Source organism: Streptomyces venezuelae (genome assembly GCF_008642335.1).
GTDB lineage: Bacteria > Actinomycetota > Actinomycetes > Streptomycetales > Streptomycetaceae > Streptomyces > Streptomyces venezuelae_F.
On record NZ_CP029191.1, the window covers coordinates 6,890,959 to 6,912,910 of the forward strand.

Sequence of the window (21,952 nt, forward strand, 5' to 3'; positions counted from 1 at the left end):
GATGGTTCCTTTGTCACCGGTCATCAGTACGTGACCTCCTGGCTGCGGCGGCGGATGACCGTCACCTCGTCGCGCTGGTTGCCCGTCGGGCCGAGGTAGTTGAACGCCCATGACAACTGCGCGTAGCCGCCGATGAGATGGGACGGCTTGAGGATGAGGCGGGTCAGCGAGTTGTGGATGCCGCCGCGCCTGCCGGTGGTCTCCGTCTTGGGGACGTTGACCGTGCGTTCCTGCGCGTGGTGCATGAAGACCGTCCCGGCCGGCATGCGGTGCGACACGATCGCCCGCGCCACCACCACACCGTTCCGGTTGACCGCCTCGATCCAGTCGTTGTCCTTCACACCGATCGCGTCCGCGTCCTGCGGCGCCATCCAGATGCACTGGCCGCCGCGCGACAGCGACAGCATGAACAGGTTGTCCTGGTACTCGGAGTGGATCGACCACTTGTTGTGCGGCGTGAGGTAACGGACCGTCACCTCCCGCTCGCCGTCGGGGCCGAGCCGTGGCTCCCCGAACAGCCGGTTCATGTCCAGCGGCGGCCGGTAGACCGGCATCGCCTCGCCCAGCTCGTGCATCCAGTCGTGGTCGATGAAGAAGTGCTGGCGTCCGGTCAGCGTGTGCCACGGCTTGAGGTGCTCGGTGTTGAGCGTGAACGCCGCGTACCTGCGCCCGCCCGACTCGCTGCCGCTCCACTCCGGTGAGGTGATCACCGGGACGGGCGCGGCCTGTGTGTCGGCGTACGTGACGCGCTTGCCCTCGTGCTCGGCGGACAGGTGCGCCATCTCCTGCCCGGTGCGCTCCTCCAGGGTGTGGAAGCCCTGGGTGGCGAGGCGGCCGTTGGTCGTGCCGGACAGCGCGAGGATGGTGTTGGCCGCCTTCACCGCCGTGTCCAGGGCGGGCCGCCCGTCCGCCGGTCCGCCGCGCACCACGCCGTTGCGCTCGCGCAGCTCGTCGACCTCCTGGTCGGGGTGGAGCGCGATGCCCTTCGCGGGCAGGCCCAGCCGCTCCACGAGCGGGCCGAGCGCGGCGAACTTCGCACCGATCGCGGTGTAGTCGCGCTCCACGACCGCGAGGTTGGGCATCGTCCGGCCCGGCACCGGCTCGCACTCGCCCTTGCGCCAGTCCAGGACGACACCGCCGGGCTGCGCGATCTCGCCCGGCGTGTCGTGCTGGAGCGCGGTGGCGACGACGTCCTTGCGCACGCCCAGGTGGTCCACGGCCAGCTCGCTGAGCCGGTCGGCGATGGCGCGGAACGTGTCGAAGTCGGTGCGGGCCTGCCAGGGCGGGTCGACGGCCGGGGTGAAGGAGTGCACGTAGGGGTGCATGTCCGTGGTCGACAGGTCGTGCTTCTCGTACCAGGTGGCGGCGGGCAGCACCACGTCGGACAGGAGCGTCGACGACGTCTGGCGGAAGTCGAGGGAGACGAGCAGGTCGAGCTTGCCCTCGGGCGCCTCGTCGCGCCAGGTCACGGTCGAGGGCCGCTCGTCCGGCGTCGCCTCCTCCGCCCGTAGCGACGAGTGGGTGCCGAGCAGGTGCTTCGTGAAGTACTCGGCGCCCTTCGCGGACGAGCCGAGCAGGTTGGCGCGCCACAGGGTGAGGACGCGCGGCCAGTTCTCCGGCGCGTCGGGGTCCTCGCAGGCGAACTTGAGGGTGCCGGACCTGAGCTCGTCGACGACGTTGGCGACGGGGTCGCCAGGGACGGCCCCCAGGTCGAGGGAGCTGCGGTCGAAGGTCGGATACGAGGGCATCCATCCCGTCCGGGCGGAGAGGGCGAGACAGTCGGCCCCGGTCATCCCGGCGAAACGCCCTTCCCCCAACGGCGACGCGAGCACGTCCGCAGCGAACCTGTCATAGCGCCACTGGTCGGTGTTGAGGAACCAGTAGGCGGCGCCGATCATCTGCCGCGGCGGCCTGCTCCAGTCGTTGGCGCTCGCGAGCGTCGCCCAGCCCGTGACCGGCCGGCACTTCTCCTGCCCCACGTAGTGCGCCCAGCCGCCGCCGTTGCGGCCCTGGCAGCCGGTGAGCTGGAGCAGGGCGAGGAAGGACCGGTAGATCGTCTCCGAGTGGAACCAGTGGTTGGTCCCGGCCCCCATGAGGATCATGCAGCGGCCCCGCGACTTCTCGGCCGTCGCGGCGAACTCCCGGGCGATCTTCACGCACTTGGCGGCGGGCACCGAGGTGTGGACCTCCTGCCAGGCGGGCGTGCCGGGCGCGTCGGCGTCGTCGTACGACGCGGGCCACGCGCCGGGCAGCCCCTCGCGGCCGACACCGTACTGCGCGAGCAGCAGATCGAAGACCGTCGTCACCAGCGGCCCGTCCGGCCCGCCGAGCCGGGTCGCGGGCACCCCGCGCCGCACGACCTCGCCACGGCCCTGACCGTGTGTACCGCCCTCGGTGTCGAACCGGGGCAGCAGCACCTCGACGCCCGCCGCGACACCGGAACCCTGCAACGTCAGAGCCGGGTCGATGTCGCCCAGCTCCAGATTCCACTTGCCCTTGCCGGACTCGTTCCAGCGGAACCCGATGGAGCCGTTCGGGACGGCGGCGCGCCCGGTGTTCCGGTCGAGCACGACCGTCTTCCACTCACCGCCCTCGCCCTCCTCCGTGCCCTCGCCGAGGTCGGAGGCGCGCAGGAACTTGGCGGGCACGTACGCGCCGTCCCGCTCGGTGAGCGTCACGAGGAAAGGCAGGTCGGTGAACCTGCGTACGTAGTCGTCGAAGAACTCCGTCCGCCGGTCCACGAAGAACTCCTTGAGGACCACGTGCCCCATCGCGAGGGCCAGCGCGCCGTCCGTACCCGGGTGCGGGTGCAGCCACTCGTCGGCGAACTTGGCGTTGTCGGCGTAGTCGGGCGCCACGACCACGACCTTCTGGCCCCGGTAGCGGGCCTCGGCCATCCAGTGCGCGTCGGGCGTCCTGGTCACCGGCACATTGGAGCCCCACATCATCAGATACGCGGCGTCCCACCAGTCGCCCGACTCCGGTACGTCGGTCTGGTCGCCGAAGACCTGCGGGGAGGCGACGGGCAGGTCCGCGTACCAGTCGTAGAAGGAGAGCATCGGCGCGCCGATGAGGCTCATGAAGCGGGCGCCGGCGGCGTGCGACACCATGGACATGGCGGGAATGGGGGAGAACCCCGCGACGCGGTCCGGCCCGACGGTCTTGATCGTGTGCACGTGCGCGGCCGCGATGATCTCGACGGCCTCGTCCCAGGTGGCCCGCACGAGCCCGCCCTTGCCGCGCGCCTGCTGATACGTCCGCCGCCGCTCCGGATCCCCCTGGATATCGGCCCAGGCGAGGACCGGATCCTTCAGCCGCCCCTTCGCCTCCCGGTACATCTCAAGGAGCACACCGCGCAGATAGGGATACCGGACACGGGTGGGGGAGTACGTGTACCAGGAGAACGCGGCGCCCCGGGGGCAGCCGCGGGGTTCGTACTCGGGGCGGTCTGGGCCGACGCTCGGATAGTCCGTGGCCTGCGTCTCCCACGTGATGATGCCGTCCTTGACGTACACCTTCCAACGGCACGAGCCCGTGCAGTTCACGCCGTGCGTGGAGTTCACGACCTTGTCGTGGCTCCAGCGGTCCCGGTAGAACGCGTCGCCGTCCCGCCCCCCGGTCAGCCGGACGCTGTGCAGGTCGGGCGCGGCGTCACCGCGCCGAAAGAACTTCCCCGCCCGCAGGAGGGCGGCGGCGGGCTCGGTCGTCTCTGTCACCGTGAAGCTCCCTAGGTCTGCCTCCTGTCGAACCTAGGCGCGGGGACGGCACGGCACCTGTCGGCTTCGGCCGTACGGGTGCGTGGGGCGCTCGGCGTCGGAGCCGCCGCCGGTCGCGGTGCAGGTGGTCGTCGAGGTGAACGCCGGCTGGGCGGCTTCGCGGTGCTGCAGTACGTGGCGCTGCGCGCGGTGAAGGCGGGCCGCTAGGACATCCGCTGCCGCAGGTACTTGGACGTCGCCGGGTCGGCCGGGAGCAGAGTCTCGATGGCCAGCTCGGCGACCGTCACGTCCATCGGGGTGTTGAACGTCGAGATGGACGAGATGAAGGACAGCACGTGACCGTCGTGTTCGATCCGCAGGGGGAGGGCGAAGTAGGGGACCTCGACGCCCGGTTCGAAGGCGTCCGTCCCGGGGTCCGCCACCGGGTACGCCGCCACCTCCTCGTACACCTCGCGCAGCGCGTCCGAACGCTGCAGCGCGATCTGCCGCTCCATCTGGTGCAGCAGATGCCCCCGCCACTCGCGGAGGTTGCGGATACGGGAGGCCAGGCCCTCCGGGTGGAGGGTGACGCGCATCGCGTTCAAAGGCCCTTCGAAGAGGTGCTCGGGGAGCCCGTCGAGGATCATCGCGATGCCGCGGTTCGCCGCGACCACGTCGTACTTCGCGTCGACGACCAGCGCCGGATACGGCTCGTACCCCGCGAGGAGCTGCTCCAGGCCCTCGCGCAGCGTGCCCATCGTGGGGTCGTCCAGCGGCGTCTCGCGGAAGCGCGGAGCGTAACCTGCCGCGAGGAGAAGGGAGTTGCGCTCCCGCACCGGTACGTCGAGGTGGTCCGCCAGACGCAGCAGGAACTCCTCGCTCGGCCGCGACCTGCCCGTCTCGACGAAGCTGATGTGCCGCGCGGAGGAGTCGGCGCGCAGGGCCAGCTCCAGCTGGCTCACCCGGCGCCGCTCGCGCCAGCCCCGGAGCAGCGGCCCCACCCCGGTGGCGTTCTCGTCGGTCTTCCCCCTGGCCTTGCCGGACTTGCCTCTGACGCTCTTGCCTCTGGTGCTCCCCTTGACGGGCACGGCGGTTGTCATACGTAGACGGTAATCGAAACAATTCGTGGCAGGGTGAGCCGAAGACCGACTCTCCACGAAGACCGACCGTTCCGAAGGAGCGTGGCCCGTGACTCCCGAACCGCTGTCGCAGAAAGAGATCGAGGACCGTCTCGCCGAGCTCCCCGGCTGGTCCCTGTCCCCGGACGGCGAACGGATCACCCGCTCCTACCGGCTCGGTTCGCACTTCGCCGCGACCGGCCTGGTCGTCCACATCGCGCGGACGCAGGAGGAGCTCGGCCACCACAGCGAGCTGACCCTCGGCTACAACACGGTCTCCCTCGCCGTGAACACGCACAGCGCGGGCGGCGCCCTCACGGCCCTCGACTTCGAACTCGCGGTGCGCGTCGAGCAGTTGGCCTCCGCGCACGGGGTGGAATGACCGTCGATGCTCGACTACAGCAAGGAAGCCGACCGGTACGACGCCTCGCGCGGCGGCGAGCCCCGCGCCGCTGCCGCCGCCGAAGCGGTCCTCGGCCTGCTGCCCGCCGGCACGGCCACGCTCCTCGACGTCGCCTGCGGCACCGGCCTGGTCACGCGGCGGCTCGCCGCGCGCGACGGACTGCGGGTGACCGGCGTCGACGCCGCGTACCGCATGGCGCGGCTCGCCTCGGAGCGGGTGCCGGGCGCCGTCGTCCTCGGCGACAGCCGCCGACTCCCCTTCCCCGACGGCTCGTTCGACGCGGTCACCACCATCTGGCTGCTGCATCTGCTGTCCGGCCCCGACGAGACCTCGTCCGTCGTCGCCGAGTGCGCGCGGGTGCTCAGGCCCGGCGGTGTCTACGTCACCACCGTAGACAAGGCCGCCTCGCACGACGTGCGCAGCGACATCGACGCCGTGCTCGCGCCGCGCCCGGTGCGGCCCGCGGTCGACCGGGTCGAGGCCGTCGACGCGTACGCCGCCGAGCACGGGCTCGCCCCGACGGGCCGGGCCCGGTTCCGCGGCCACGGCCAGGGCCGCTCACCCCGCTCCACGGTCGACGACCTGCGGCGCGGCTGGTTCACGCAGATCCCGCCCGACGGCCCGCTGGCCGCACGCTTCGCCGAGCGGCTCGCCGCCCTGCCCGACCAGGACGTGGCGCGCCCCGATCCGCAGTTCGGCCTGCGCGCGTACCGCAAGCGGGGACACGGGCGTTTTTTGCGGTAGCGGCAACTTGTTTCGCCGGAAACGGGAAACGGGAGCAGTCTGGTCCCGTTCACACACGACGGCGGACCGGAAGGCGGCACACGGCGATGGGGCATCACCACGGGCACGGGCAGGGCCACGGGCATGGGCATGGGCACGGCCACGGGCACGACGGGGACATGGACTGGTCCGCCATGGGCGCCATGCTGGAGCGGTACGCCCGCGTCGCCGCGCCGATGTACGCCGAGGTGGCCGACTGGCTCCGCCGCTGGGTCCCCGAGCCCGGCGTCGTCGTGGACGTCGGCAGTGGCCCCGGCGCCGTCTCGTTCTCGCTGGCCGAGTCGTTCCCCACGGCGCGGATCGTCGCCGCGGACCCGGAGGAGGCCCTCCTGGAGCGCGCCCGCGACCGCGCGGCACGCGAAGGCCTGACCGACCGCTTCGACACGGTGCGCGCCGCGCTGCCCGACGCCATCGACGACGTGCCCGAGGCGGACCTCTTGTGGCTGTGCAAGTCCCTGCACCACGTCGGTGACCAGGGCGCCGCCCTCTCCGCCCTCGCCGGCCGGCTGGCCCCCGGCGGCGCCGTCGCCCTCCTGGAGGGCGGCCTGAGCGCCCGCTATCTGCCCCGCGACATCGGGTTCGGCCGCCCCGGCCTGCTGTCCCGCCTGGAGGCGGCGGACGAGGAGTGGTTCGCCGGGATGCGCGACGGCCTGGATGGCTCGAAGGGCACGACGGAGCACTGGCCGGCCCTGCTCACCGCGGCGGGCCTGCGCCACGTGGCCACCCGCAGCTTCCTCCTCGACCTGCCGGCGCCGCTGTCGGAGGACGCCCGCGCCCACGTGATCACGGAGTTCACGCGCCGCCGCGAGATGCAGGCCGAGCGCCTCGCCCCGGACGACGCCGCCACCTTCGACCGCCTCCTCGACCCGGCCGACCCGCAGAGCCTGCACCGGCGCCCGGACGTGTTCGTGCTGACGGCGCAGACGGTGTACGTGGCGGTGAAGGGATGACGTTCCGTCAACCCGCCTCGCGGTGAGGCAGGTTGACGTACGTTCGGAGTCCGGCCGAGCGAGGGGACACCTGTGAACGAACTGATGCGGTGGGAGTCCGACGAAGGGCCCGTCGTGGTCGAGGTCGACTCGCGGGACCCCGGATTCAGATCGGTGTCGCGGCGTGGCGAGTCCGGCGCGATCCACGACGTCGAGGGCCGCTTCGAGTCGGCCCTGAGCAACGTGCGCGGCGCCGCGATGTCCGCGCTGCGGACCTTCCGCGACCGGGCGCTCGACCCCGACACGATCGAGCTGGAGTTCGGCGTCAAGCTCAGCGCGGAGGCGGGCGCGGTGATCGCCAAGACGGCGACGGAGGGACACCTGACGGTCAAGCTGACGTGGGCGCGGCCCCGGGAGCAGGGGCAGGGCGCGTAGACGCGGACGAGCCTCCTCCGCCGGCCGCGACGGGCCGGTGGAGGAGGCTCGGTACCTCCGGGTGCCTCAGGCGACGTCGAACGTGGCCGGGTCCGGGCCGATGCGGCGGTCCTCGTTGAGGGCCGAGATCGCGGCCATGTCCTCGGGGTCGAGCTCGAAGCCGAAGACGTCGATGTTCTCCTTGATCCGCGACGGCGTCACGGACTTCGGGATCACGACGTTGCCCAGCTGGATGTGCCAGCGCAGCACGATCTGCGCGGGGGAGCGCCCGTGCTTCTGGGCGATGGCGATGATCGCCGGAACCTCCAGGAGGCCCTTGCCCGAGCCGAGGGGCGACCACGCCTCGGTGGCGATGCCCTGCTCCGCGTGGAACTCCCGCGAGGCGTGCTGCTGCAGGTGCGGGTGCAGCTCGATCTGGTTGACCGCCGGGATGATCGACGTCTCGCCGAGCAGCCGCTTCAGGTGCTCGGGCAGGAAGTTCGAGACGCCGATGGACTTGGCGCGGCCGTCGGCGTGGATCTTCTCGAAGGCCTTGTACGTGTCGACGTACGCGTCCTTGGAGGGCACGGGCCAGTGGATCAGGTACAGGTCCACGTAGTCGAGGCCGAGCTTCTCCAGCGAGGTGTCGAAGGCGCGCAGGGTCGCGTCGTAGCCCTGGTCGCTGTTCCAGAGCTTCGTCGTGACGAACAGGTCCTCACGGGCGACGCCGGAAGCGGCGATCGCCTTGCCCGTGCCTTCTTCGTTGCCGTAGATGGCCGCGGTGTCGATGCTGCGGTACCCGGCCTCCAGCGCCGTGGCGACGGCCTTCTCGGCCTCGTCGTCCGGAACCTGCCAGACGCCGAAGCCCAGCTGGGGCATCTCGACGCCGTTGTTGAGGGTGATCGGGGGAACCTTGCTCACGAGCTCTCGATCCTTAAGTCGTCGGGTGTCTATGCCCATGGTCAACGATCAGGGGCCGTGCTGCATTCCTGGAAGCACATCGATTGTCCGGTGTCCCTCTGATTTGCTCCTGAAACCCCACTCCTCCGGGAAAGCCCGCCGCCTACCGCGGAGCGGTTCACCGTGCGTCGTCCTCCGGCGGAGTCCCCAGGTAGGCGTCCCGCACCCGCGGGTCCGCGCGCACCTCGGCCGGTGTCCCGTGGGCCAGGACCCGGCCGAGGTCGAGGACGACGACGCGGGCGCAGAGCTCCATCACGAAGGCGACGTTGTGCTCGACGAGGAGCACGGCGCAGCCCTCGTCGTCCGTGAGGTGCCGGACGACGGCCGACAGCTGCTGCCGTTCGTCGGCCGTCATCCCGGACGCGGGCTCGTCCAGGAGCAGTACCGAGGGCGGGTCCGCGACGGCGCGTGCCAGCTCCACCATGCGGGCCTGCCCGACCGGCAGCGCCCCCGCGTACTGCCCGGCCAGTGCGTCGAGCCCGCACGAGCGCAGCACCGCCGCGGCCCGTGCGCGCCGCCCCGCCTCGTGCGCGCGCCGGGTCGGCGCGGCCAGCAGGTCCGCGGCGAAGCCCCCGCCCCCGCCCCGCCACTCCTGGGCGACGACGAGGTTGTCGGCGACGGTGAGCTGGCCGAAGAGCTGCCGGCGCTGGAACGTGCGCCGCATTCCGTGCCGGGCCCGCCACACGGGGGAGCGGCGCGTGACGTCCCGCCCGTCGAGCAGCACCCGGCCGCGGTCGGGGCCGCGGATGCCGGACAGCACGTCGAACAAGGTCGTCTTGCCCGCGCCATTGGGACCGATGAGCCCGCAGACCTCGCCCCGCCGCACGCCGAGCCCCACCCCGTCCAGGGCCCGGATGCCGCCGAAGCGTACGCCGATGCCCTCGGCCTCCAGGATGTGTCCCCGCTCGGTCACGGCCGAGTCACCCCCTTCGTCGCCTGCCGTCCGCCGTTCGCGGCCATGCCCAGGTACGCCTCAGTGAGGCGGTCCGCCCGCACCTCGGAGCGCGGGCCGCACCAGGAGACGCGGCCCGGCGCCAGGTACGCCACCGTGTCCGCTACCCCGAGGATCTCGGCGGCCTTCTCCTCGACGAGCAGCAGCCCGGCGCCCGCGTCCCGGAGTTCGATCAGCAGCCTGAACACGTCGTCGACGATGCGCGGCGCGAGACCGAGCGACGGCTCGTCCGCGATCAGGACCTTCGGCGGGCGCTGCAACAGCGGGGCCAGCGCGAGCAGTTGCTGCTCGCCGCCGGAGAGGGAGCCCGCCGGGACCCTGCGCCGCGCCGCGAGGCCCGGGAACCTCGCGTACACGGCGTCGCGTTCGTCCCGCTCCCGCAGGTACAGGGCGAGGTTCTCCTCGATGGTGAGCGAGGGGAAGATCCCGCGGCCCTCGGGGGCGAGGACGACACCTCCGCGGGAGCGCCGGGCGGCACCTTCCCGGGTGGCATCGCGCCCGGCGACGTACACGTGGCCCCGCGTGGGCGCCAGGAGCCCCGCCGCGGTGAGGCAGACGGTCGACTTCCCTGCACCGTTGGGCCCGAGCAGGGCGACGATCTCCCCGGCGTGCACGGCGAGGTCCACGCCGCGGAGCACGGGGGCGCCGTCGTAGCCGGCGTGGAGCCCGTGCAGGGCGAGGGCGGGCGGTGCGTCTGCGGCGGGGGCGTGGTTGTGCGGCACGGGGCGCGGGGACTGCGGGGTGCCGCTCCCGTCCGCCGACGGGGTGCCGCTTCCACCTGTCGGCAGGGTGGCGCTTCCGCCGGGCAGAGGCGCGGGCCCCGGAACCGCCCGCACCCTTACCCGCCTCCGGTGCCTCCGGACCGACACGGCCGCGCAGTACCCGTCCGGATCGTTCGCCAGCGCCAGCCCCGCCAGGCCGAAGAGGATCACCGGGAGGTGTGCGGACTCGGTGACGTACTCCGCCACCAGGTGCGGGACGATCGCGAAGACCAGGCCCGCCACCACCGCGAACTGTGGTCTCCGGACCCCGGCCGCGACCGCCACCGCCAGCCAGATCAGACCCGTCATCGCGGTGAAGTCGGTCGCGGTGACGCGGGTGTTGTAGGACGCGTACATCACGCCGCCGAACCCCGCGAGACCCGCCGAGAGCGTGAAGAGCAGGAGTTTCGTGCGGACGACCGAGACGCCGGACGCCATGGCCGCCGCGGGAGCGGACCGCACCGCCAGCATGGCGCGGCCCGAGGGGGAGTTCCGCAGTGCGGCGAGCGAGGCCACGGCCGTGGTGGCGAGGACGACCATCGCCACGCCCATCGCGCGGTCGTCCGAGAGGTCGACGGGGCCGAACACCGGGCGGGGGATCTCCCAGCCCGTGTCGCCGTTGCGCAACCAGCCCATCTGGAAGAGCACCTGGTCGGCGAGGAAGGCGAGCGCCAGTGTGGCGAGGGCCAGGGAGCGGCCGCCGAGGCGGAGCGCGGGCAGCGCCACGAGCGCGCCGAGTGCCGCCGCCGCACACGTGCCGGCCAGCGCCGCCCCGGCGAACGGCCATCCGTGGCTCATCAGGAGCCCGGCGACGAGCGCCGCGCCCGTCACGAACGTGGCCTGGGCGAGCGACACCATCGCGCCGAGCCCCGTCACCACGGTGAAGGAGACGAAGACCAGGGAGATCGCGAGCCCCTGCGCGAGGAGGCCGCTCCAGAAGGGTGTGGTGACCGTGTAGAAGGAGAGGGCCAGGGCGAGCGCGGCTGCCGTCCACGGGCCCCAGCGGCGCAGCCACGAGCGTCCCGCGAGGTAGTCCACGGGCGGCGCGTCCATCGCCGCCGTGCCCGCGGTCCGCTGCCGCCGCGTGAGCAGGAGCAGCCCGGCGAAGAGGATCAGGAAGGGCACGGCCGTACGGAAGCCGGTGATCTCCTCGGCGAAGTCGGCGTAGCCCGCGACGAGGTTCTGGAGCACGCCGAGTCCGAGTCCGCCCGCGAAGGCGAGGGGGATCGACAGGAAGCGGCCGAGCACGGCGGCCGTCGCGGAGACGAAGAGGAACAGGGTGTAGTCGTGCGAGGAGAGACCCAGGAGCGGCGTCGCGAGGACACCCGCGAGCCCCGCAAGGCCCGACGACAGCATCCACGCCACCGACGAGAGCCGGTCCGCGCTCATGCCGCGCAGTTCCACGAGCGACCGGTTGTCGACCGCGGCGCGCAGCCTGAGTCCGAGCGGCGTGCGGCGCATCAGGATCCACAGGCCGACCGCCACCACGGCCGTCGTCACCCAGGTGATGAGCTGGTCGGAGTCGACGCCGACGCCGTCCGTGAGCTGCCAGCTGCGGGCCGGGCTCGGCCCGACGCCGGGCAGCCCGAACTGGTTCTCCGCGGGTTTCACCGGCGCCCCCGCGTCCTCGAGGAGCTCCACGATCCACAGGCCGAGCGCGGGCAGGGCGACGAGCAGGCCGATCGTGGCGACGATCTGCGCGGTCTCGCCGGCCCGCGCCAGTCTGCGGAACATCAGCCGGTCGAGGCCCCGGCCGAGGACGGGTGCCGCCACCAGGACGAGGAGCAGGGCCGTCGGCACGGCGGGCAGGCCGAAGCCGGAGTGCAGTTCGTGGAAGGCGAGGGCGCAGAGGTAGGCGGTCGCGCCGTGGGCGAAGTTGAACAGGCCCGATGCGGAGTACGACAGGACGAGGCCCGTGGCGAGCAGCGCGTAGAGAGCGCCCGAGACGAGGCCGCTCAGCACGAATCCGAGGAGGTCCGACATGGCGGCCCGCCCCTACTTGAAGGGGATCGGTTCGTAGCACGTGAAGGGCGACGACACCGTGTACTTCCCGTCCTCCAGCTGGACGAGCGCGCCGCAGCCGAACGACTCCTTCTGGCCCTCGCGCAGCTTGCGGTCGCCGACCATGGTGCCGGTGTCGGAGAAGTCGTCCGCCGCCTTCTGGAAGGAGTCGACGGTGAGGTCCTTGCCCGCCTTCTCGGCGACGGCGAGGAAGAGGTCGGCCGACATGTAGCCGGTCATCATGTGCATGTTGAGCGGGACCTCTTTGCCCGCCGCCTTCCGGATGTCCTTCTTGAACTGACGCATGTCCGCCGTGTCCTGTTCGAACGGCTGGAAGGTCAGGAGCACGTGCACGCCGTCCAGCGCCTTCTTCGTGGCGCTCTTGGCGAGCAGGCCGGGGTCGTAGTCGGTGGGGTCGGTGATGACGCCCCTGAAGCCCGCGCGCTTGACCGCCGTGAACAGGCCGATGTTGTACGGGGTCTGCATGACGGAGACGACGGCGTCCGGCGCTTTGCCGCCGTCGGAGCGCAGGATCTCCTTCGTGTACGCCGACCAGTCGCTCGGCACGGAGGTGGCGGGGACGGTCGACTTGGCGTACGTCACCTCGAAACCGGCGGCCGCGAAGGATTGCTTGTAGGTGCGGATGGCGAACGTGCCCGCGTCGTTGTCGTTGGCGAGGATCGCGACCGACCTGCCCTTCGCGCCGCCCATCACCTTCTTGAGCCCCTCGGGCCAGCTCTGGGTGATCGTGCCGCCGGGCATCGGGACCATGCAGCCGCCGAAGCCGTACATGTAGGTCGGGCCGCAGAAGGGCGGAATGGTGCCCCAGCCGAACGTGGGCACCTTCTGTTTCTGCAGGAAGTCCGCGCCGGAGAACGTGACCGAGCTCATCGGGGAGATCGCGAACACCTTCTCCCGCTGGACGAGCTTGCGCGCCGCCGCGAGGTTCTTCCCCGGGTCCTGCCCGTCGTCCTCCGCGCCCAGGTAGTCGATCGTGCGGCCGTGCACACCGCCCTCGGCGTTCGCGCGGTCGAAGCGGGCCCTCGCGCCCAGATCGGTGTCCTTCTTGCTGTATCCGCTCGCGGTCGTCATGGAGACGATGCCGCCGACCTTGACGGAGTCCTCGGTCACCCCGCGCACGGAACCGGTGCCCCGGTCGCCGCCGCCCGTCTCGCCGCCGGAGGAGGCGGAGTTGCAGGCGGTGGCGAGCAGCAGGGCCGCGGCGGCGGCGGTGATGGTGCGGATCGATCGCGACACGGTCGAGCCCCCCTGAAGTCGAAGTGGGGCTGATTCTGTGGCGGACCTGATGAACCGTCAATAAGCGGCGCGGGTGTATTTGATGGGGCGTCAGAAACCGCTGTGCGGCCAGGCTAGCTGCTGTACAGCGCCTCGACCTCCGCCGAGTACACCGTCTCGATCGCCTTCCGCTTCAGCTTCAGGGACGGCGTCAGGAGGCCGTGCTCCTCGGTGAACTGGTGCGCCAGTATGCGGAACGTACGGATCGATTCGGCCTGCGAGACAAGCGTGTTGGCGGCGACCACGGCCCGTCGCACCTCGGTCTCCAGGTCCGGGTCGCGCACCAGCTCGCCCGGCGGCAGCAACGGCTTGCGGCGCATGGTCAGCCAGTGCTCCACGGCCTCCGCGTCCAGGGTGACGAGCGCGGCGATGTAGGGGCGGTCGTTGCCGACGAGGATGCACTGGGCGACCAGCGGATGGTCGCGGACCCGCTCCTCCAGCTGGCCGGGGGACACGCTCTTGCCGCCCGACGTCACCAGGATCTCCTTCTTGCGCCCGGTGATCGTCAGATAGCCGTCCTCGTCGAGGGCGCCGATGTCGCCGGTGGCGAGCCAGCCGTCGTGCAGGGTCGCGTCGGTGGCCTTCGGGTTGTTCAGATAGCCCTGGAAGACGTTGCCGCCGTTCAGCCAGATCTCACCGTCCTCCGCGATGTGCACGGTGGTGCCGGGGATGGCCTGGCCGACCGTGCCGTAGCGGGTGCGCTCGGGCGGGTTGGCGGTCGCCGCCGCCGTCGACTCGGTGAGTCCGTACCCTTCGTAGATCGTCACACCGGCGCCCGCGAAGAACAGGCCCAGCCGCCGGTCCATGCCCGAGCCGCCCGACATCGCGTGCCGCACCCGGCCGCCCATCGCCTCCCGCACCTTCGAGAAGACGAGCTTGTCGAAGAGCTGGTGCTGCATGCGCAGCCCCGCCGAGGGGCCGGGGCCCGTGCCGAAGGCCCTGGCCTCCATCGCGTCGGCGTACCGCACCGCGCACTCCACGGCCTTGTCGAACGCGCCCGCCTTGCCGTCCCGCTCCGCCTTGCGCCGCGCCGCGTTGAAGACCTTCTCGAAGATGTACGGCACGGCCAGGATGAACGTGGGCCGGAACGCCGCGAGGTCCGGCAGGAGCGCCGCCGCGTTCAGGTTCGGCTGGTGGCCCATCTTGACCCGGCCGCGCACGGCGGCGATCTGCACCATGCGGCCGAAGACGTGCGCGAGCGGCAGGAAGAGCAGGGTGGTCGCCTCGTCGCCCCGCTTGGAGTGGAACACCGGCTCCCAGCGCCCGACCATCACGTCCGCCTCGAACATGAAGTTCGCGTGGGAGATCAGACATCCCTTGGGGCGGCCCGTGGTGCCCGAGGTGTAGATGATCGTGGCGATCGAGTCGGGGGTGACGGCGCGGCGGTGGCGGTGCACCACGTCGTCGTCGATCTCGCGCCCCGCCTCGGTCAGCTCGCCCACGGCGTCGGCGTCCAGCTGCCAGAGCCTGCGCAACTGCGGCAGCCGGTCGACGACGGAGCCGATCGTCATCGCGTGGTCCTCGTGCTCGACCATCGCGGCCGACACCTGGGCGTCGTGCAGCATCCACAGGACCTGCTCGGCGGAGGAGGTCGGATAGACCGGGACGACCTGGGCGCCGATGGCCCACAGGGCGAAGTCGAAGAGCGTCCACTCGTAGCGGGTGCGGGCCATGATGGCGACGCGGTCGCCGAACCGGACGCCCTGGGCGATCAGGCCCTTGGCGAGGGCCAGCACCTCGTCACGGAACTCGCCCGAGGTGACGTCGTGCCACCGCCCGTCGCTCTTGCGGCCGAACGCGATGTGGTGCGGGTCCTCGACGGCATGGTCGAACACGGCGTCGGCAAGGCCGCCCACCAGCGGCACCGACGCCATCGGAGGATTCGTGAACTCGCGCAATGATGCTCCTTGTGGCGCTCCGCACAGCGCCGTGACCGTACCCCACGCCGTGCGCGTGCGGGAGGGGGTCCAGGGGTGCCGGGCACGGAACATCGGCACAGGTCAGCCGGTCAAAATACGGCCACAAGGGGAAGGGCCGGACAACTTACTTACGCTGGAGTAAGTTTCGGTGGCGTAATCTCCACGGAATCTGTACGCGGCCTGCGGAGTGTCGTGAAAGGTGGGGAACTCGTACAGGTCCTTCGACGTTGTACGAGCCGCCGCGACGCCGAAGGAGTCTCCGTGTCCATACCCGCCACCCGGTCCGGTTCACCGCTGATCTTCGCCGGCACCTCCAGGCCCGTGCGGGCGGCTGTCCTCGTACTGCACGGAGGCCGGGAGCACGGCACGTCGGCGCCGCCCGCCGTGAACCTGCCGGGCCTGCGCATGTGGCCCTTCGCCCGCGCCCTCAGGAAGAGGTTCGGGGCGCGGGGCGTCGCGGTCGGCGGGGTCCGCTACCGCTGCCGGGGCTGGAACGGCGACCGGGAGGACGCCGCCCGCGACGCGACCCGCGCGCTCGCCGACCTGGCTCCCCGCATCGGGGACGCGCCCGTGATCCTGGTCGGCCACTCCATGGGCGCCCGCGCCGCCCTGCGCGCCGCCGGCCACCCGTCGGTCCGGGCCGTGGTGGGCCTGGCCCCCTGGTGCCCGCCGGGGGAACCGGTAGCCCACCTGCGGGACCGCAGGGTGGTGCTCCTGCACGGCGACCGCGACGGGACGACCGACCCGGCGGAGTCCGCGGAGTACGTGACACGGGCGAAGGCCGCGGGCGCGGACGCGACCCTGGTGACGATGGACGGCGGCGACCACGCGATGCTGCGGCACGCCCCGGCCTGGCACGCGCTGACGACGGCGACCGTCGGCGGCCTGCTGGGGCTCGGGCCGGTGCCGAGCGAGGTGGTGCGGGTCAGCCCGTAGCCCGGGTCGCGTAGGCGCGGATGTCCGCGTCGGGATCCTTCGTCGCCGTGGTGAGGGCCGCTCGGGACTCGGGGGTCGTGGGGTGGGCGAGGAGGGAGAGGACGGCTGCCTTGCGGACGTCCGCCTCGGGATCGGTCGCCGCTTGGAGCAGGGCGGGGATCGCACGCTCCGGCGGGGCCGCGCGCAAGGCCGTCGCCGCGCCCGCCCTGACCTGCCAGGCCGGGTCGCCGAGCGCCGCCGCGGCCCGTTCGGCGTACGGGAGCGGGCAGCCCGTGACCGCGAGCGCCGTCAGCGCGGCCGCCCGGACCAGCGCGTCCGGGTCGTCGAGGAGCGGCGCGAGCCGGGACGGCGACGGATCCCGTACCGCCGCGAGACCGCGGGCCACCGCGACCCGGACCTCGCGGGCCGGGTCGTCCGCCGCGCCCGCGAGGTCCGCCGCCGCGTCCACCGACACCAGCGCCCGCACGGCGTGGATGCGGACGTCGATGTCGGTGTCGGCCAGCGCGGCGGCGTACAGCGGCGCGTCCCCGAGCCGCAGGCCCCGCAGGACGTCCAGCGCGGCCCCTCGCACCGTCGGGTCCGCGACATCGAGCGCCGCCCGCAGGGAGGACCCCAACGCGTGCTCCGCGGGCAGGACTTCGGTCAGTTCGCGCAGCGCGGCAGCCGACGCCTCACGGACCTGTCCGTCGGGATCGCGCAGCGCCGCGGCCAGCGCGGGACCCGTGCCCGCCGGAACCGTCTCCGCGAGGACGGCCACGGCCGCCGCCCGCACCGCCGGTTCGGCGTCCGCGAGGTAGGGGGAGAGGGCCTCCAGGTCAGGGGTCTCCTCGGCGAGGGCGAGGAGGCGCAGGAGGGTGGGGCTCGCGGCCCGGGTGCCTGCCGTGGGCGCGGCGCCGGGGGCCGTCCTGTCAGGGGCTGCCGCCGGACGTGCCGCAGGCGGCGCGTTCCGCGGACCCGCCGTCGCCACCGGCACGAGCTCGACCTCTCCCAGCACCTGTTCCGCCCCCGCCACCGGATCGAACTCCGGCACCGGCACCACGTACGGCTCGACCGCACGCGCCTTGAACTCCATCGCACCCGAAGCGGACTTGTACACGTCGAGGTGGTGCAGCCAGCCCGTGTCGTCCCGCTCCGGATGGTCGAGCCGCTCGTGGTACAGGCCCCAGCGGGACTCCGTCCGCGCCAGCGACGAGCGCGCCGCCATCTCCGCGCAGTCCCGGATGAACGACACCTCCGCGCACCGCATCAGCTCGTGGGCGGTGCGCGCCCCCATCCCCGCGATCTCCCCCGTCATCCGCTCGAACGCCTCGACGGCCAGGGACAGTTTCGCCCCGGTCTTCGGCGGCGCCACGTAGTCGTTCACGAACCGGCGCAGCTTGTACTCGACCTGCGGCTGCGGCGGACCGTCGGGGTGCCGCAGCGGCCGGTAGACGAGCTCGTGCGCGGCGGACAGCTGATCGCCGGGCAACTCGCCCTCGTACGCCCGGTACCGCGACGCGTCCTCCCCGGCGAGGTCGCCGAAGACGAACGCGCCGATCATGTAGTTGTGCGGGACGCAGGCCAGGTCACCGGCCGCGTACAGGCGGGGTACGGTCGTGCGCGCGTGCGCGTCGACCCGCACCCCCGACGCCGAGTGCCCGCCGCACAGCCCGATCTCCGAGATGTGCATCTCGATGTCGTGCGTGCGGTAGTCGTGGCCGCGCCCCTCGTGGAACGTGGCGCGCGTGGGCCGTTCCGTCGTGTGCAGGATGGACTCGACCGTGCTGATCGTCTCCTCCGGCAGATGGCTGAGCTTCAGGTACACCGGCGCCCGGTCGGAGGCGAGTTCGGCCGCGAACTCCGCCATCATCTGCCCCGACCAGTAGTCCGACTCCACGAAGCGCTCGCCGTGCCGGTTCACCTGATAGCCGCCGAAGGGGTTCGCGACGTACGCGCACGCCGGGCCGTTGTAGTCCTTGATGAGCGGGTTGACCTGGAAGCACTCGATGCCGGTGAGCGCGGCCCCCGCGTGGTACGCCATCGCGTAGCCGTCGCCCGCGTTCGTCGGGTTCTCGTACGTCCCGTACAGGTACCCGGAGGCGGGCAGGCCCAGACGCCCGCACGCACCCGTGGCGAGGATGACCGCCCCCGCCCGTACGGTGACGAACTCGCCGGTGCGGGTGTTGAACCCCGCCGCGCCCACCGCGCGCCCCTCCGCCGTGAGCACCCGCACCGGCATCACCCGGTTCTCGATCCGGATCCGCTCCCGCATCTCACGGCGCCGCAGCTGCCGGTAGAGGACCTTCTTGACGTCCTTGCCCTCCGGCATCGGCAGCACGTACGAGCCGGAGCGGTGCACCTGCCGGACCGCGTACTCGCCGTGCTCGTCCTTCTCGAACTTCACCCCGTACGACTCCAGGCGCCGCACCATGGCGAAGCCGCGCGTGGCGGTCTGCCGGACCGTGGACTGGTCCACGATGCCGTCGTTGGCGCGGGTGATCTCCGCGACGTAGTCGTCCGGCTCGGCCCGGCCGGGGATGACCGCGTTGTTGACGCCGTCCATGCCCATCGCGAGCGCGCCGGAGTGCCGCACGTGCGCCTTCTCCAGGAGCAGGACGTCCGCACCGCGTTCGGCGGCGGTCAGGGCCGCCATGGTGCCGGCGGTACCGCCGCCGATGACGAGGACGTCGCAGGAGAGCTCGGTCGCGTCGGCGAGGGCGGGGATGGCCAGAGGGGTGTCCACGGGCGCGCCTTTCACGGGAGTACGTCGGGGAGTGGGGGCAACGGTTCAGAGGGAGGTCAGGACGCGGCGGCGGAGCTCCGCCGTGCCGGGCGCGTTGCGTGCGTCCCGCTGCCGGGGGTGCGGCACGTCCAGGACCTCGCCGGAGGAGAGCAGGGCGATCCGGTCGCCGAGGTGGAGCGCCTCGTCCACGTCGTGGGTGACGAAGACGACGGTCGCGCCGGTGCCGCGCAGGATCTCCACGAGCAGGTCCTGCATGCCGGCGCGGGTGTGCGGGTCGAGCGCGCCGAACGGCTCGTCCATGAGGACCGCGCGGGGTCGCGCGGCCAGGGCGCGGGCCAGCTGTACGCGCTGCCGCTGCCCTCCGGAGAGCTGACGCGGCAGCTTGCGGGCGTGGTCGGCGAGACCGACCCGCTCCAGCCAGTCGTCGACGGCCGCGCGCCGCTCGGCGCGCGGGATCCGCCGTATGGCCAGGGGAAGTTCGACGTTGGCGCGGACGCTGCGCCAGGGGAGCAGGGCGTCCTCCTGGAAGACGAGCGCCCGGTCCGCGGCGGGGCCGACGACGGGCGCCCCGTCCTGGGTGACGTGCCCGCCCAGCGGCGGCAGCAGCCCGGCGAGGGTCCGCAGGAGCGTGGACTTGCCGCAGCCGGACGGGCCGAGCACGGCGACGAGCTCGCCCGGCGCGACCCGCAGCCGCACGGTGCCGGGCAGCGCATGGCCCTCGCGGTGCCCGAGCCGTACGTCGTCCAGGACGAGTTCGGCGCCTTGCGGGGTGCGGGTGTCCACGGGATGTGCGGGGCTCACGCGACGGGCTCCTTGTCGAGTACCGGGGCGGCGGGCGCGGGCGGCGCGGCGGCGGCCGGGGGAGCGGCACGGTGGGCGCGGCGTGCCGCACGCGCCGGGACCCGCTCGGGTGGCCGGGGCAGCCAGGCGGTGGCGCGGCGGCCGAGGAACTCCACCGCCGTGGAGGTCAGCCAGCCAAGCACGCCGATGGTGGCCATGCCGACGAAGACGCCCGGGTAGTCGACGACCGTGTAGTCCTGCCAGGTGCGGTAGCCCACCCCGTACTCGCCGGAGATCATCTCCGCGGAGATCACACAGATCCACCCCACGCCGATGCCCACGGAGAGCCCGCCGAAGATCCCGGGCAGCGCGCCGGGCAGCACCACCGAGAACAGCACCCGCAGCCGCCCGCCGCCCATGGTGAGCACGGCCTCCTCCCACACCGGCGCGAGCGCCCGCACCGCGTGCCGGGTCGACACCAGGACCGGGAAGAACGCGGCGGTGAAGGTGATGAAGACGATGCCCTGCTCGTTGGTCGGCAGGAGCAGGATCGCCACCGGGACCAGCGCGATCGCCGGGACCGGCCTGGCCACCTCCACCAGCGGCCCGAGCAGGTCGGCGGCCCACCGCGACCGGGCGACCGCCGTACCCGCCGCCACCCCGAGGACCGCGGCGAGCAGGAAGCCGATCACGATGCGGCGCAGGCTGTGGACGAGGTCCTGCCAGTACGGGGCGGTGCCGAGCCGGTCGCCGAAGGCGTCCGCCACCTCGACGACCGTGGGGAACTGGCCGAAGCGCAGCCACAGGTCGACGTCCCAGGTGGTGAGCAGCTGCCAGAGGCCGAGGGCCGCGACGAGCGACGCCACCCGGACCAGTCGCCGCGTGAGGCTCGTGAGGCCCGTGCCGCTCACGGTGCTCATGACGCCAGCTCCAGGGCGTCCGCGTAGCCGACGACACGGGCCCCCGCATGCTGTCCGACGTACGTCTTCGCATGGCTCGGTGTGACGAAGGCCCGCAGGTCGGAGCCGTCGGCGACCCACACCGCCCGGTCGGCGAACCAGAGGGTTCCGGTCAGCGCGTCCGGTACGTACGCGGCGCGCACCCCGGTCTTCTTCGCCGCCGCGACGGCCGCGAGGAGCTTCTTCGGGGTGTCGTACGTCCGGGTGCTGTCGCGGCCCTTGAGCCACAGCTCGGACTTGGCGTCGCCCGCCTCGACCTTGGGGTAGGCGGGAGCCCGCGCGGCCCGCCGCAGCGGCTCCGGGTCGACGAAGGCGTCCACGTCGACGTCGCGCACGAGCCCGGCCTTCGCCAGGATCGGCACGTCCTTCTTCAGCGCGTCGATCAACTCCGGGCGCAGCGCCGGGTCGAAGGTGGCGATGCCGTGGGCGCCGTTGTAGAGGTAGACCGCCTCGGCGGGCAGGCCGGTCTCCTTCGCCACCGACTCGGCGGCGGCGACCGGCCGCTCGCGCAGGTGGTCGGTGGCGCGGCGCTGCGCCGCGAGGAAGTCGTCGAGCACCCCGGCGCGTTCCTCGGCGAACTCCTCCCGGACGGTGACGCCGTGGAAGGTCGGCAGGTTCAGATCGGCCCCGTCGTAGAGCGCCTTCGCCTTCCCCTCGTACGCCAACTGCCCCGGCCAGGCGACGAACTGCGACAGCGCGTCGATGCTGCCGCCCGCCAGTGCGGACGCCCCCACGCTCGGCTGCTGATTGAGCTTTCGCACGCCCTTCTCCGGGTCGATGCCGGCCTTCTCCAGGGCGCGGGTCAGGGTGCCGTCGGCGGCCGAGCCGATGCTGGTGGACACCTTCTTGTCCCGCAGGTCGGCCAGCGAGCGCAGCTTCGAATCGGGCCCGGTGACCACGGTGTTGAGGCTGCCGCGCAGGTTGTAGCCGGTCACGGACACGAGCCTCGTCGGCTGTTTCAGCTGCTTGCCGCGGGCCGCGTTGATCAGCAGCGGGAAGTCGCCCATCGACCCGATGTCGATCTTCCCTGTCGTCATCTGGGCGGTGATCGGGGCGCCCGTGGCGTAGTCCTGCCACTTCACCTCGTATGTCTTGCCGTCCTTCTTGCCGCGGGCGGCGAGCTCCTCCTCGAAGTAGCCGAGGGAGCGGAGCAGCGTGCCCGCGGTGACGGTGTTGATGGTCTTCGACTGGTAGCCGACGGTCACCGTCACGGTGTTCCCGTCGTCGGCCCCGGCGGCGCCGCCGCACGCCGTCGCCAGGGGCAGCAGGAGGGCCGCGGCGAGGGCGAGTCTGCCTGTCGTGCGAGTCATCGGAGTCGGGCCTT

Annotated in this window: 16 protein-coding genes; 5 read left to right on the plus strand and 11 right to left on the minus strand. The window is 72.4% G+C overall.

Annotation, left to right across the window (positions count from 1 at the left end):
* Positions 1–23: 23 nt before the first annotated feature.
* Both DEJ49_RS30875 and DEJ49_RS30880 read right to left on the minus strand, forming a co-directional pair.
* On the minus strand, positions 24–3,716 hold the full coding sequence (locus DEJ49_RS30875) for a nitrate reductase subunit alpha (RefSeq protein ID WP_150187147.1): 3,693 nt from the start codon (positions 3,714–3,716) through the stop codon (positions 24–26).
* 203 nt (positions 3,717–3,919) lie between these two features.
* Positions 3,920–4,795 carry a helix-turn-helix domain-containing protein gene (locus DEJ49_RS30880; protein WP_150187148.1) on the minus strand — a complete coding sequence of 292 codons (876 nt, stop codon included), beginning with the start codon at positions 4,793–4,795 and terminating at the stop codon, positions 3,920–3,922.
* A gap of 88 nt (positions 4,796–4,883) precedes the next feature.
* On the opposite strand from DEJ49_RS30880, the gene DEJ49_RS30885 reads away from it, so the two are divergent.
* The 4 genes from DEJ49_RS30885 to DEJ49_RS30900 all read left to right on the plus strand — a co-directional run bounded on the left by DEJ49_RS30885 (position 4,884) and on the right by DEJ49_RS30900 (position 7,363).
* Positions 4,884–5,195 carry a 4a-hydroxytetrahydrobiopterin dehydratase gene (locus DEJ49_RS30885; protein WP_150187149.1) on the plus strand — a complete coding sequence of 104 codons (312 nt, stop codon included), beginning with the start codon at positions 4,884–4,886 and terminating at the stop codon, positions 5,193–5,195.
* Positions 5,196–5,201: 6 nt separating this feature from the next.
* On the plus strand, positions 5,202–5,960 hold the full coding sequence (locus DEJ49_RS30890) for a class I SAM-dependent methyltransferase (protein WP_150187150.1): 759 nt from the start codon (positions 5,202–5,204) through the stop codon (positions 5,958–5,960).
* Positions 5,961–6,046: 86 nt separating this feature from the next.
* A complete protein-coding gene (locus DEJ49_RS30895; protein ID WP_150187151.1) occupies positions 6,047–6,949 on the plus strand; it encodes a class I SAM-dependent methyltransferase in 903 nt (300 codons plus the stop codon).
* A gap of 72 nt (positions 6,950–7,021) precedes the next feature.
* Positions 7,022–7,363, plus strand: a complete 342-nt coding sequence (locus tag DEJ49_RS30900; RefSeq protein WP_150187152.1) for a CU044_2847 family protein — start codon at positions 7,022–7,024, stop codon at positions 7,361–7,363.
* Positions 7,364–7,429: 66 nt separating this feature from the next.
* On the opposite strand, the gene DEJ49_RS30905 is transcribed toward DEJ49_RS30900, so the two are convergent.
* From DEJ49_RS30905 to DEJ49_RS30925, 5 genes are all read right to left on the minus strand, one after another.
* Entirely contained in the window at positions 7,430–8,221 is a 792-nt protein-coding gene (locus DEJ49_RS30905; protein WP_409234660.1) for an aldo/keto reductase, read from the minus strand.
* Between the two features lie 199 nt (positions 8,222–8,420).
* Entirely contained in the window at positions 8,421–9,215 is a 795-nt protein-coding gene (locus DEJ49_RS30910) for an ABC transporter ATP-binding protein (protein WP_150187154.1), read from the minus strand.
* Entirely contained in the window at positions 9,212–11,998 is a 2,787-nt protein-coding gene (locus DEJ49_RS30915; protein WP_150187155.1) for an ABC transporter permease subunit, read from the minus strand. Before DEJ49_RS30915 ends, DEJ49_RS30910 begins: the two co-directional genes overlap by 4 nt.
* Positions 11,999–12,010: 12 nt before the next feature.
* Positions 12,011–13,273: an ABC transporter substrate-binding protein gene (locus DEJ49_RS30920; protein ID WP_150187156.1), complete on the minus strand. Its 1,263-nt coding sequence runs from the start codon at positions 13,271–13,273 to the stop codon at positions 12,011–12,013.
* Between the two features lie 113 nt (positions 13,274–13,386).
* Entirely contained in the window at positions 13,387–15,186 is a 1,800-nt protein-coding gene (locus DEJ49_RS30925; RefSeq protein ID WP_190329670.1) for an AMP-dependent synthetase/ligase, read from the minus strand.
* Positions 15,187–15,492: 306 nt separating this feature from the next.
* Between DEJ49_RS30925 and DEJ49_RS30930 the strand changes: the two genes are divergently transcribed.
* A complete protein-coding gene (locus DEJ49_RS30930; protein ID WP_190329499.1) occupies positions 15,493–16,167 on the plus strand; it encodes an alpha/beta fold hydrolase in 675 nt (224 codons plus the stop codon).
* On the opposite strand, the gene DEJ49_RS30935 is transcribed toward DEJ49_RS30930, so the two are convergent.
* From DEJ49_RS30935 to DEJ49_RS30950, 4 genes are read right to left on the minus strand one after another with little or no spacing between them, the layout of a single operon-like run.
* Positions 16,157–18,889 carry a fumarate reductase/succinate dehydrogenase flavoprotein subunit gene (locus tag DEJ49_RS30935; RefSeq protein WP_190329500.1) on the minus strand — a complete coding sequence of 911 codons (2,733 nt, stop codon included), beginning with the start codon at positions 18,887–18,889 and terminating at the stop codon, positions 16,157–16,159. The genes DEJ49_RS30930 and DEJ49_RS30935 overlap by 11 nt on opposite strands.
* 45 nt (positions 18,890–18,934) lie before the next feature.
* The gene (locus DEJ49_RS30940) at positions 18,935–19,690 is read right to left on the minus strand and encodes an ABC transporter ATP-binding protein (protein ID WP_409234298.1); all 756 of its coding nucleotides are present in this window, start codon (positions 19,688–19,690) and stop codon (positions 18,935–18,937) included.
* Positions 19,687–20,589 (minus strand): ABC transporter permease, encoded by a 903-nt coding sequence (locus tag DEJ49_RS30945; RefSeq protein ID WP_150187159.1) that lies wholly within the window; start codon positions 20,587–20,589, stop codon positions 19,687–19,689. The genes DEJ49_RS30940 and DEJ49_RS30945 overlap by 4 nt, the downstream gene beginning before the upstream one ends.
* A complete protein-coding gene (locus DEJ49_RS30950) occupies positions 20,586–21,938 on the minus strand; it encodes an ABC transporter substrate-binding protein (RefSeq protein WP_150187160.1) in 1,353 nt (450 codons plus the stop codon). Before DEJ49_RS30950 ends, DEJ49_RS30945 begins: the two co-directional genes overlap by 4 nt.
* Positions 21,939–21,952 lie beyond the last annotated feature (14 nt).